The sequence below is a fragment of the Blautia sp. HCP3S3_H10_2 genome, assembly GCF_052122375.1.
GTDB lineage: Bacteria > Bacillota > Clostridia > Lachnospirales > Lachnospiraceae > Blautia_A.
Map to the genome: position 1 here is coordinate 134,346 of NZ_JBQKCL010000001.1, position 13,024 is coordinate 147,369.

Here is a 13,024-nt window from a genome sequence, read left to right on the forward strand (position 1 = left end):
GGGATGACGCGAAGACCGTTATGTATCTTGTGTCTGGTACTGATGCTCTTTCTGTGTGTGGCTGACCGGGCAGGTCTTCCCCTTATCCGGGGAAATCCTGTTCCGGAAAATACAGCTTCCTGGATCGAGAAGCATCCACAGGCTACTATTTGCGGAGAAGTAGTACAATCTACAGAAAGTGAATTTTCGCAAGCAGTTTATCTGCGAAATACATATCTTATTTATCAACCAAAGAAAAATCAATCTTTAAAAAAACAATCTATAAATGCTCAATCGAAAAATGAGCAATCAGAAGAAAATCCATCACAAAAAATCCAGTCAAAGAAAATATCTATAGAAAATGTAAAAGTATTTCTGAAAAGAAAAGAGAAGGTTCCGGTGGGGACTGTTGTTTTGGTGTCAGGAAAACTGGAAAGAGTAGAAGAAAAGCGGAATCCAGGAGAATTTGACAGTCAGCAGTACTATGCCTGCCAGCATATTTTCTATTTTATGAAAAAGGCAGAAATATTGGAAAAGTCAGAGAGGTATTCTGCCTATGGAGAGGGGATAAGTGAAGTAAGGGAGTATTTAGCTGGTGTACTTGGAAAAATTGCAGGAGAAGAAGCCGGAATTTTTCAGGCAATCGTATTGGGAGACAAAAGCAGCCTGGATAAGGAAATAAAGCTTCGTTATCAGATGACCGGAATTGTGCATGTGCTGGCGATTTCAGGATTACATATCAGTGTGCTCGGCATGGGGCTTTACAGTCTGCTTATGAAAACAGGACTGGGAATCTGGCTTTCCGGATTGTTTTCCCTGCTTGTTCTGCTCCAGTATGGAATGATGACTGGCGGCAGTGTATCTACTATGCGTGCAGTCTGCATGTTTCTGATATCGATTGGCGCGAAAATAACCGGACGGATTTATGATCTTCCCACAGCACTGGCTGTTTCAGCGGTGATGATGTTGGGAGATTCCGGGGCCTATCTGTATAGCAGCGGATTTTTGCTGTCGTTTAGTGCTGTTGTGGGAGCAGGCGTTGTCGTTCCTGCATTGACGAAAAGAATGGAAGAAAGTGCCCGGAAAATTCCGTCACAAAGGAATGGTAAGGCAAGACCTGGAAGAAGCAGAATTCCAAGGCGAGGGAAAAAGACATTTGGTAATAAGGCCTGTGCTGCACTTATGGCATCATTGGGAATCCAGCTCACCATGCTTCCGGTCTCTTTCTATTTCTTCGGAGAGGTATCTCTGATAGGAATTGTTTTAAATCTGTTGGTGCTTCCAACTGTGGGAGTGGTTCTGGGAAGTGGAGTGGTGGCTCTTCTTACAGGATGTGTGAATCTGAAGCTGGGAAGTGTAATGATCTTACCCGGGAGATTTCTGGCGAAGGTCTATGGGAAATTGTGTGAATTAGCCGGTAATCTCCCGTTTTGTACCTGGATCCCAGGGCAGCCTAAACTATGGCAGGTGGGAATCTATTATATCCTATTGTTTGGAACAATCCGGGGGCTTACATACAAGAAGAGCGTGGATTTGCGGGGGGATTCAAGGAACCATTTAAAAAAATATTTCAAGAATCATTTCTCAAATTGTGCCAGAGTTAGACTACATTCGGATAAAGGAAAAATAAATAATGAAATTGCCACAAGGCTAGTGGCATTAATTGGTATCAGTATAGCCTTAATGATTCTGTGCTGGCGTGGACAGGCATCGTTTTCCATTACCTGTCTGGATGTGGGACAGGGCGATGGCATTGTAGTGCAGACTCCGGAAGGACATTGTTTTCTGGTAGATGGTGGGAGTTCAAGCAAAAACGGGACGGGACAGTATCAGATCCTTCCATATCTGAAAAGTCAGAGGATTTCCAGGATTGATGGTATTTTTATTTCCCACACAGATAAAGACCATATCAGCGGAATACAGGAAATTCTGGAACTGACAGCAAAGAAGTTAAACTCGGTAAAAATCGGCTGTCTGTATCTTCCTAAATGGGAAAAACCTCCAGATGAATGGGAAAATCTAAAAAGACTGGCAGAAACAGCAGGAATTCCAGTGGAAATCCTAAAAGAAGGAGACTGCCTGAAAGCTGGAAAACTGCAGATAAAAATAGTTGCGCCATTGATCAGGGCATCAGGCATGGATGTAAACGAAGATGGGATGGTGCTTCAGGTGAAATATAAAAACTTTATTGGATTGCTGACCGGAGATATTGGAGAAGAAACGGAAAAGAAGCTGCTTACCCAGGGGAAACTGGAGGATGTGGATTTTTTGAAGGTGGGGCATCATGGCTCCCATTATTCAACCAGCTGGCAGTTTCTGGAGAAGGTGCGTCCTGAATATGCTTTTATTTCCTGTTCAGAGACAAATACTTATGGACATCCTTCGCCAGAAACCATAGAACGTCTGGATGCGGCTGGCTGTCAGGTTGAATTTACCATGAAAAGCGGTGCAATAAAGGTTATTTTGAATGCGGGAAAAATTGAAGTGGAAAGATATTTAAAGTAGGAACGGAAAATGAGAAACAAAAGTACAGAACCTGAATATAGAGAACCTGAATTGAAAAAGGTGCTTTTATAAAATCACAAATTGTGGTATGGTTTAATGGAGGGTCAAAGCACTTTCAGAGATGCTTTTGGCAGCATGAAAATTCCGGAATGACAGGAGATTAGATTTTGAAGAATATCCAGGAAGATATAAAAACAGGCAATTTTAAACAGGCGTATCTGCTTTATGGAGAAGAAGCCTATCTGAAGCAGCAGTATAAACATAAGCTGGTACAGGCTTTGAACCCGGATGGGGATACCATGAATTTTAATCACTATGAGGGCAGAAGCATCGATGTGAAGGAGCTGATCGATCTTTGTGAAACCATGCCTTTTTTTGCTGACCGGAGAGTGATCCTTCTGGAAGATACGGGCTTTTTTAAGAATAAATGCGATGAGCTGGCTGACTATATGAAAGAATTGCCAGATTATCTCTGCCTTATTTTCGTGGAAAATGAAGTGGATAAGAGAAACCGCATGTACAAGGCTGTAAAGGCGTCTGGACGGATTGGCGAATTTGTGACACAGGATGAGAAGACATTAATGCGCTGGGCAGCAGGTCTTCTGAAAAGAGAAGGGAAAATGATCACCCAGAGTGATATGGAGCTTCTGCTTACGATGACAGGCGTGGACATGGGAAATCTCCGTATGGAGCTGGAGAAACTGATTTCATATACTGGTGACAGAGATGTGGTAACCCGGAAAGATATACAGGAGGTCTGCACCACACAGACGCAGAATAAGATTTTTGACATGGTCCGGGCTGTAACAGAAAAGAACCAGAAACGGGCACTGGAACTGTATTATGATCTCCTTACCCTGAAGGAGCCGCCGATGAGGATTCTGTTTCTTCTGGCGAAACAGTTTCGCCAGCTTCTTCTTGTAAAGGAATATGCAGAGGAAGGACTTCCGCAGCCAGAGATGGCGTCAAGACTTGGGGTTCCGTCCTTTGTTGTGAGAAACATTGCTTCCTGCGCCAGATCTTACAAGATCAGTGAGCTCCGTCAGGCGGTGGCTGATTTTGTGGATGCAGAGGAAGCGGTAAAGACAGGTCGTCTGCAGGATGTATTAAGTGTGGAATTGCTGATCGTAAAATATAGTTCGGGAAGATAGAAATCCTCCGAAAGATAGAAAAAAGGCAGTCGATGACGGTTCGACTGCCTTAATTTTCACTTATAAGCTTATAACTAAAAATTCAGATATCTATTAGCCAATGCTGTTAACGGCTTTGGATAAACGGGAAACTTTTCTAGCGCAGTTGTTTTTGTGATAAACACCTTTGGAAGTTGCTTTGCTGATTGTAGAGATAGCCTCTTTTAATGCAACCTCTGCTGCTGCCTTATCGTTGTTAGCTACTGCCTCGTCAACTTTTTTGATGGAAGTCTTAACAGCAGAACGGATGGATTTGTTTCTCGCAGCTTTTGTTCTGTTAACTAAAATTCTCTTTTTTGCAGATTTGATGTTAGCCAATTCGTACACCTCCAATTCGTGAGTGATAATAAAATTTACTGTTTCATAAGAACAGACACGGGCGTTCCTATGAACATGCTTATATAGTTTATAATAATTGCCTTGGATTGTCAATACATATTTTTACAAAAAATGGGGAGATTACATAGAAATGTTACGGTTCAGAACAAAGCTTCAGGAGGAAAAGTATGCTGGAAAATTACAAGATCAGAACAGACCTGGCGGTGGAGGCCAGGGAACGCTTTGCAGAAAAAAATGTAGAAGTCCGGGGTGTTGAGGTGAATGAAGTGTATAATGAAGAAAAAGATATTCGGACTACAGTGGTAAAAATAACCACTGAAAATGGTGCCCGTTCCATGGGAAGACCGCAGGGGACATATATTACAATCGAATCAGAGGGACTTTCGGCACCAGATGAGGAGTATCACAGAGAAGTGTCTGAAGAACTTTCCAGACATCTGCGGCAGCTTATCGGACTGGAAAAAGAAAAATCAGTGCTTGTGGTTGGGCTTGGAAATCAGGGAATCACAGCGGATTCCCTGGGACCAGAGGTGATCGGAAACCTTCATATGACCAGGCATCTGATCCAGGAATACGGACTGAAAAGTACGGAAAAAGAAATTTTACATGCGATCAGTGGAATTGTTCCAGGTGTGATGGGACAGACAGGAATGGAAACCTCGGAAATTGTGGAGGGTGTAGTGGCGGTTACAAAACCAGATGTGGTGATCGCAGTAGATGCCCTTGCTGCGAGAAGCACCAGACGGTTGAACCGCACCATCCAGATCACAGATACGGGAATTACTCCCGGATCCGGGGTGGGAAATCACCGGAACGGTCTTACGGAAGAGAATCTGAAAGTAAAGGTCATTGGAATCGGTGTGCCAACAGTAGTAGATGCAGCTACTATTGTCCACGATTCCATGGCACATCTTCTGGAAGCGTTGGACGAAACAGAGCAGAAGGAATTTCTGGAAGAAATGATCTCCCCGCATCTTCATGGCATGTTTGTGACACCAAAGGATGTGGATGAGACCATTAAATATCTGAGTTTTACCATCTCAGAAGGCTTGAATATGACTTTTGCCGGAGAAAACGGAAAGGTTACAGTTTGGTGAAGGTCACATATAGGGAAAAGCAGAGCGTTTTGATGCTGAATCTGAACAGTCTGGAAAAATGTGGAAAAGCAGAAGCAAAAAAGAAACATACGGGGGAAAAGTCTGTCATAGGATAACCTTAAAGAGGTGATTCGGTGACAAAATCCCAGAAGGTATTCTGCATTTTTCTCTGTCTTTGCTTTTTTGCGGTTCTGGCAATGCTCCCAGAGCCTTTTTCCCTGTGGAAAATTATGCAAAATGTGTACAGGCAGTTTCCTTTCTATTGTTTTGTAGAAGAAAAAGCGCAGGAGACCTGGCTGGAACTGGATGAGGAGACAGTGGCGAAAATCGGGGAGGAGAATGGAAAATACCTTGGGGCGCAGGTGAAAAAAATAGAGGAAGAAGAAAATAAAGAAATAAATAAAAGTAAAGACAAGGAAAACCAGGAAAACCAGGAAAACCAGGAAAACCAGGAAAACCAGGAAAATCAGGTAATGCCAGGTGAAACAACTATGGATACGAAAACAGAACAAAATGCAGCATCCGGTCAGAACAAGGATGTCCAGCCTGCCAGCAGTCTTACACAGGCATCAGTGGCACTTCCGCATCCGATTCTGGATCTGTCCCAGGACAGGCTTGCTGATTATGACTATCTTATAAGTAATTTTTATATTGTAGATGACAATACCGATGCCTCGGCTGTAAAAATCAATGCTGCTGAATTTTTAGCCGAAGATTTTTCCCTGAGTCATGGCCCTCTTCAGCCTCAGATCCTTATTTACCACAGTCATTCCCAGGAAACTTTTGCAGATTCCAGGGAGGGGGAAGAGGCGGATTCCATTGTGGGAGTGGGCAGCTACCTGACAAGTCTTCTGACAGAAAAATATGGCTATCGTGTGATCCATATAAAAGAAGCTTTTGATCTGATGGGGGGAGAGCTGGACCGGAGCAAAGCATATGATTATGCCTGCGATTATGTGGAAAAAGTATTGGAAGAGAATCCTTCTGTGGAGGTGGTGATCGATCTGCACCGGGATGGAATTGACGAAAACAGGCATCTTGTGACCAAGATAAATGGCAAAGATACGGCGCAGATCCTGTTTTATAACGGGCTTAGCTACACCAATACACAAGGGGCGGTTTCGTATCTTCCAAATCCTTACATACAGGACAATCTTGCCTTCTCCTTTCAGCTGGAATACCAGGCTGCATTGTATTATCCTACTTTATACAGAGGTATCTATCTGGCTGGTCTGCGCTATAATCTGCATTTGCGCAAAAGAGCCCTGCTTCTTGAGGCTGGTGCCCAGACAAATACCGTGCAGGAGGTGAAAAATGCAATGGAACCTTTTGCGGATATCCTGGACAGAGTGCTAAAAGGCAGTGACAAACAGAATTAATCTGTGCTATAATGTGCGATAACGGGTAAATTTTTGATAGTAAAGAGTAAGCATAACCAGAGGAGGAATATCTGGAATGACAGACCAGAGTAAAATTCGTAATTTTTGTATTATAGCACATATTGACCATGGTAAATCTACACTGGCCGACAGAATCATAGAGATGACAGGTCTTTTGACAGAGAGGGAAATGCAGGCACAGGTTCTGGATAATATGGACCTTGAGAGAGAACGTGGAATTACCATTAAGTCTCAGGCTGTACGAACTGTATACCATGGAAAAGATGGCGAAGAGTATATCTTTAACCTGATCGATACACCAGGCCATGTGGATTTTAACTATGAGGTTTCACGAAGTCTTGCAGCATGTGACGGCGCCATTCTTGTAGTGGACGCAGCACAGGGAATTGAGGCGCAGACACTGGCGAATGTTTATATGGCACTTGACCACGATTTGGAAGTAATTCCGGTGATCAATAAAGTGGATCTTCCAAGCGCGGAACCAGAGCGTGTAATAAATGAGATTGAGGATGTGATCGGTCTTGAGGCACAGGATGCGCCTCAGATTTCTGCCAAAACAGGCTTGAATGTGGATCAGGTCCTGGAGCAGGTAGTGTCCAAGATCCCGGCACCTGTAGGGGATCCGGATGCACCATTAAAGGCACTTATTTTTGATTCTATTTATGATTCTTATAAGGGAGCAATTGTTTTCTGCCGAATGGTAGACGGAAAGGTGCGTAAGGGCACGACCATCCGTATGATGGCCACCGGATTTGTGGCAGAGGTTGTGGAAGTTGGATATTTCGGAGCAGGTCAGTTTATTCCATGCGAAGAGCTGGCGGCTGGAATGGTTGGTTATATCACAGCCAGCATCAAGAACGTAAGGGATACCCGGGTTGGTGATACCATTACAGACAATAACCGCCCTTGTGCTGAGGCTTTACCAGGATATAAGAAGGTAAATCCAATGGTTTACTGCGGACTTTATCCGGCAGATGGTGCGAAATATGGTGATCTCCGTGATGCACTGGAGAAGCTGCAGTTAAATGATGCTTCCCTATTTTATGAGCCGGAGACGTCAGTGGCTCTGGGCTTTGGATTCCGCTGTGGATTTCTTGGACTGCTTCATCTGGAAATTATCCAGGAGCGCCTGGAGAGAGAATATGACCTGGATCTTGTTACTACAGCGCCAAGTGTTATCTATAAAGTACACAAGACAAATGGTGAAGTGATCGATCTGACGAACCCGACCAACCTTCCGGATCCGTCTGAGATTGAATATATGGAAGAGCCTATGGTAAATGCAGAAATCATGGTAACTACAGAGTTCATTGGAGCTATCATGGATCTCTGCCAGGAGCGCCGCGGCCAGTATCTTGGCATGGAATATATGGAAGAGACACGTGCACTTCTGAAATATAAGCTTCCGCTGAATGAGATTATCTATGATTTCTTTGATGCACTGAAATCCCGCTCCAGAGGTTATGCATCCCTGGATTATGAGCTTTGCGGCTATGAGCGAAGTGAGCTTGTGAAGCTGGATATTCTGGTAAACAAAGAAGAAGTGGATGCGCTTTCCTTTATCGTACATGCAGATACTTCCTACGAAAGAGGACGTAAAATGTGCGAGAAGCTGAAGGACGAGATTCCGCGCCAGCTGTTCGAAATCCCGATCCAGGCTGCAATCGGAAGCAAGATCATTGCCAGAGAGACGGTTAAGGCAATGCGTAAAGATGTCCTTGCCAAATGCTATGGTGGTGATATTTCCCGTAAGAAGAAGCTTCTGGAGAAGCAGAAGGAAGGAAAGAAGAGAATGCGTCAGGTTGGAAACGTAGAGATTCCACAGAAGGCATTTATGAGTGTACTGAAACTGGATGAAAACTAGAGCATTTTTGCAGGCTCTGGAAGGCTGACTGATATGAGAAAGAACCCGGCTGGTGCCGGTTGCGGAGGTATCAGATGAAAGCGAAGCTATATGTTCTGATAAGAAGAATAAAGAGAAGTTTTAAAAAGGACAGGGAACAATGGATCAAAGGCGGCATCCTGGCTGTGTTCCTGCTGGTAATCGTGATTTTTGCAGGCAGCTGCGCATGCGGCAAAAAGACTGTGAAAGCACCTGATGCAGCGTCCCAGGGAGTAATGAAGATCACACCGATCCCAAGTCCTACGCCTACCCCGGTGCCCAGGCAGGTAAGTAAAGATGCAGTGGCACAAAATGGCAGCGTAACTATGGTCAATGAGTATCTGGTGCAGAAAGGGGAAGAAAAGGCTTCTGGAAGTGATGCTGCCGGTAAGAGCAGTGATTCTTCTGAAGGTTCTTCCAGTGAGCAGACAGATACATCAGAATAAATGGAGAAAAATCAGAATGGGAATAAAGAAGAATGGTCTGGAATTATATCTTCACATCCCGTTTTGCATAAAGAAATGTGATTATTGTGACTTCCTGTCAGGTCCTGCAACCAGGTCCGGGCAGGAAGCTTATATTTATGCACTTTTACGGGAAATGAAAGCAGCCTCACAGTCGGAACAGCGCCTGGTGGATACTGTTTTTATCGGGGGAGGAACGCCATCCGTGCCGGAGTGTGATCTGATGGAACAGCTTTTGACCGGAATCCGGGAAAATTTTTGTTTTTTCCCAGATCCAGAAGTAACGATAGAAGCAAATCCCGGAACACTGACACCTGAAAAACTGTCTCTTTACAGGGAATATGGGATCAACCGGCTTAGTATCGGCTTGCAGTCTCCAAAGGACGGGGAACTGGATATGCTTGGAAGGATCCATAATTATGGGCAGTTTCTGGAAAGCTATCAGATGGCAAGAGAGGCTGGTTTTTCTAATATTAATGTGGATCTGATGTTTGCAATCCCTGGACAAAGCTATGAGGGCTGGATAGAGAATCTTAGGACAGTGGCAGCGCTGGAACCAGAGCATATTTCCGCATACAGTCTTATTGTTGAAGAAGGGACTCCTTTTTCGAAAAGGCAACTGGATCTGCCCGATGAAGACACGGAATACCGTATGTATGAGGATGTGGCAGCAGTTCTGGGAGAATATGGATACCATCAGTATGAAATTTCAAATTATGCAAAAACCGGTCTGGAATGCAGGCATAATGAAGGGTACTGGCAGAGAAAGGACTATCTGGGACTTGGGCTGGGAGCTGCGTCCCTGCTTGGAAAAGAGAGGTTTACCAATACTGCAGATATGCAGGAATATCTGCAAAACAGCGGATCTTTGGAAAAAATACGAAAAGACAGGGAAGTGCTTACCCGTGAAGATGAGATGGCAGAGTTTATGTTTCTTGGACTTCGCATGACAAAAGGTGTGTCTAAGTCAGAATTTCAGGAATATTTCGGGACTTCTATAGAGAAGATATATGGAGTGGTTCTGGAAAAGTATAAGAAACAGGGCCTGCTTATTGAAGAAAAAGACAGGATTTTTCTGTCAAGGGAAGGGATACATGTGAGCAATGCGGTGATGGCAGATTTTTTGCTGTAGATTGCCGGAGCGTCTCAGAGAAAGGTCTGAGAACAGTAACAAGGGCTTTCTGTAATTGGCAGAGTTCACTGTTAAAACACTTGACGAACAAATGTTCTTGTGCTATCCTTGAAGAACAGATTGAGTTACGAAGGATGTTTTCCGGTATAGAAATGGAGGAACAGATGGCAGCAGAGAATAAGAAACAATTTATCAGAATCAGAGGAGCTAATGAGAATAACCTGAAGAATCTCAGCGTGGATATCCCCAGGGATAAATTTGTAGTTCTTACAGGTCTGAGTGGATCCGGTAAGTCTTCACTGGCTTTTGATACTATTTATGCAGAGGGACAGAGGCGATATATGGAGTCATTGTCTTCTTATGCCAGACAGTTCCTTGGACAGATGGAGAAGCCGGATGTTGAGAGTATCGAGGGGCTTCCACCGGCGATTTCCATTGACCAGAAGTCAACCAACCGTAACCCCAGGTCTACAGTTGGTACGGTGACGGAGATTTACGACTACTTCCGTCTTTTATATGCACGTGTTGGCATTCCGCACTGTCCGAAGTGCGGGAAAGTGATCGCCAAGCAGACCGTAGACCAGATGGTGGATCAGATCATGGAACTGCCAGAGCGCACGAAGATCCAGCTTCTTGCACCTGTAGTGCGTGGCCGTAAGGGTACCCATGCCAAATTACTGGATCAGGCCAGAAGAAGTGGATATGTGAGAGTTGAAATTGACGGGAATGTGTATGAGCTTTCTGAGGAGATCACTCTGGATAAGAATATCAAGCATACCATTGCCATTATTGTAGATCGTCTGATCGTGAAGCCAGGGATAGAGAAGCGTCTTACGGATTCCCTGGAGACGGTGCTGAATCTGGCAGACGGGCTGGCTGTAGTAGATACCATGGATGGAAATTATATAAATTTCAGCCAGAGCTTTTCCTGCCCGGATTGTGGTATCAGTATTGATGAGATAGAGCCGAGAAGTTTTTCTTTTAATAATCCGTTCGGAGCCTGCCCAGAGTGTCTGGGACTTGGGTATAAGATGGAATTTGACCCGGATCTGATGATTCCGGACAAGTCCTTAAGTATTTCTCAGGGGGCCATTGTAGTAATGGGATGGCAGTCCTGTACAGATAAGAGCAGCTTTACCAATGCCATTCTGAATGCACTTTGCCGGGAGTATGGTTTTGACCTGGATACACCGTTTAAGGACTATCCGAAGAAAATCCAGGATATTATTCTGTATGGTACCGGGGGACATTCTGTAAAGGTTTATTATAAAGGCCAGCGTGGGGAAGGCGTCTATGACGTAGCATTTCCCGGGCTGATCAAGAATGTGGAGCAGCGCTATAAGGAGACTGGCTCAGAGTCGATGAAGCAGGAATACGAGAGCTTCATGCAGATCACTCCCTGTACTGCATGTAAGGGACAGCGACTTAAGAAAGAATCACTGGCTGTTACCGTAGCAGATAAGAATATTTATGAAATTACCAATATGTCCATAGATAAGCTGAAGGTATTTTTGCAGGATATGCAGCTTTCCCCACAGCAGCAGCTTATCGGGAAACAGATTCTTAAGGAAATCAGGGCCAGAGTTGGATTTCTGGCAGATGTGGGTCTGGAGTATCTTTCCCTGGCACGTGCTACTGGTACACTTTCCGGTGGCGAAGCACAGCGTATCCGTCTGGCTACCCAGATCGGATCAGGACTTGTGGGTGTTGCCTATATTCTGGATGAGCCGAGCATTGGTCTCCACCAGAGGGACAATGACAAGCTTCTGGGGGCGCTGATGCATTTACGGGATCTTGGAAATAGTCTGATCGTGGTGGAACATGATGAGGATACCATGCGGGCAGCTGACTGTATCGTGGATATTGGTCCGGGTGCAGGAGAGCATGGGGGACAGCTGGTAGGAATGGGAACTGCTGAAGAGCTTATGCAGAACCCGGATTCCATCACAGGGGCATACTTAAGCGGACGGTTGAAGATTCCGGTACCAGAAGTCCGTAAGGCACCTACAGGTTTCCTGACGATCAAAGGCGCAGCAGAGAATAATCTGAAGCATATTGATGTTGAGATTCCACTGGGAATCATGACCTGTATTACAGGCGTATCCGGTTCAGGTAAGAGTTCCCTGATCAATGAGATCCTTTACAAGCATCTTGCAAGAGATTTGAACCGTGCGAGGGTGATTCCTGGTAAGCATGATGATATTCTGGGAATAGACCAGCTTGATAAGGTTATTGCCATTGACCAGTCTCCTATAGGACGTACCCCGCGTTCCAATCCGGCCACATATACAGGTGTATTTGACCAGATCAGAGATCTTTTTGCGGCAACGGCAGATGCCAAGGCAAAGGGGTATAAGAAAGGGCGCTTTAGCTTTAATGTGAAAGGTGGCCGTTGTGAAGCCTGCAGTGGAGACGGTATCATCAAAATTGAAATGCATTTTCTGCCAGATGTCTATGTTCCTTGTGAGGTCTGCAAGGGTAAGCGGTATAATCGTGAGACTCTGGAAGTGAAATACAAGGATAAGAGCATTTATGATGTGCTGAATATGACGGTTGAAGAGGCTATGACGTTTTTCGAGAATGTTCCATCTATCAGAAGAAAGATTGAGACTTTGTATGATGTGGGACTTTCCTACATTCGTCTTGGACAGCCGTCTACCACACTTTCTGGTGGTGAAGCACAGCGTATCAAGCTGGCTACAGAGCTGAGCAGACGCAGCACTGGTAAGACAATCTATATTCTGGATGAGCCTACTACAGGTTTGCACTTCGCAGATGTACAGAAGCTGGTGGAGATCCTAAGAAGGCTCTCAGACGGTGGAAATACAGTGGTTGTGATCGAGCATAATCTGGATGTGATCAAGACTGCAGATTATATCATTGACATCGGACCGGAAGGCGGAGATGGAGGCGGAACAGTTGTTGCCCAGGGCACGCCGGAAGAGGTTGCGAAGAATCCTGCTTCTTATACCGGCCGTTATGTGGCGAAATATCTGAAATAAACCTCTTTCCAAGCAGGTTGTTTTTGGTTATAAT

Annotated in this window: 9 protein-coding genes; 8 read left to right on the forward strand and 1 reads right to left on the reverse strand. The window is 44.8% G+C overall.

Annotation, left to right across the window (positions count from 1 at the left end):
• Positions 1 to 3 precede the first annotated feature (3 nt).
• A complete protein-coding gene (locus ACTQWB_RS00665; protein WP_441499881.1) occupies positions 4 to 2,484 on the forward strand; it encodes a DNA internalization-related competence protein ComEC/Rec2 in 2,481 nt (826 codons plus the stop codon).
• A 167-nt stretch (positions 2,485 to 2,651) separates the two neighbouring features.
• Entirely contained in the window at positions 2,652 to 3,635 is a 984-nt protein-coding gene (gene holA / locus ACTQWB_RS00670) for a DNA polymerase III subunit delta (protein ID WP_441499882.1), read from the forward strand.
• A 93-nt stretch (positions 3,636 to 3,728) separates the two neighbouring features.
• On the opposite strand, the gene rpsT is transcribed toward holA, so the two are convergent.
• Entirely contained in the window at positions 3,729 to 3,992 is a 264-nt protein-coding gene (gene rpsT, locus ACTQWB_RS00675) for a 30S ribosomal protein S20 (RefSeq protein ID WP_441499883.1), read from the reverse strand.
• Positions 3,993 to 4,180: 188 nt separating this feature from the next.
• Between rpsT and gpr the strand changes: the two genes are divergently transcribed.
• From gpr to uvrA, 6 genes are all read left to right on the forward strand, one after another.
• Entirely contained in the window at positions 4,181 to 5,110 is a 930-nt protein-coding gene (gene gpr / locus ACTQWB_RS00680; RefSeq protein WP_441499884.1) for a GPR endopeptidase, read from the forward strand.
• A gap of 134 nt (positions 5,111 to 5,244) precedes the next feature.
• The gene (locus ACTQWB_RS00685) at positions 5,245 to 6,489 is read left to right on the forward strand and encodes a stage II sporulation protein P (protein ID WP_441499885.1); all 1,245 of its coding nucleotides are present in this window, start codon (positions 5,245 to 5,247) and stop codon (positions 6,487 to 6,489) included.
• Between the two features lie 76 nt (positions 6,490 to 6,565).
• Positions 6,566 to 8,374 (forward strand): translation elongation factor 4, encoded by a 1,809-nt coding sequence (gene lepA, locus ACTQWB_RS00690; RefSeq protein WP_441499886.1) that lies wholly within the window; start codon positions 6,566 to 6,568, stop codon positions 8,372 to 8,374.
• A 74-nt stretch (positions 8,375 to 8,448) separates the two neighbouring features.
• Complete coding sequence (locus ACTQWB_RS00695) at positions 8,449 to 8,838, forward strand: hypothetical protein (RefSeq protein ID WP_291817783.1); 390 nt, start codon at positions 8,449 to 8,451, stop codon at positions 8,836 to 8,838.
• A 16-nt stretch (positions 8,839 to 8,854) separates the two neighbouring features.
• Positions 8,855 to 9,988, forward strand: coding sequence for a radical SAM family heme chaperone HemW (gene hemW, locus ACTQWB_RS00700; RefSeq protein ID WP_441499887.1), 1,134 nt, complete (start codon positions 8,855 to 8,857; stop codon positions 9,986 to 9,988).
• Between the two features lie 164 nt (positions 9,989 to 10,152).
• Positions 10,153 to 12,990: an excinuclease ABC subunit UvrA gene (uvrA, locus tag ACTQWB_RS00705; RefSeq protein ID WP_441499888.1), complete on the forward strand. Its 2,838-nt coding sequence runs from the start codon at positions 10,153 to 10,155 to the stop codon at positions 12,988 to 12,990.
• The last annotated feature ends 34 nt before the right edge of the window (positions 12,991 to 13,024 follow it).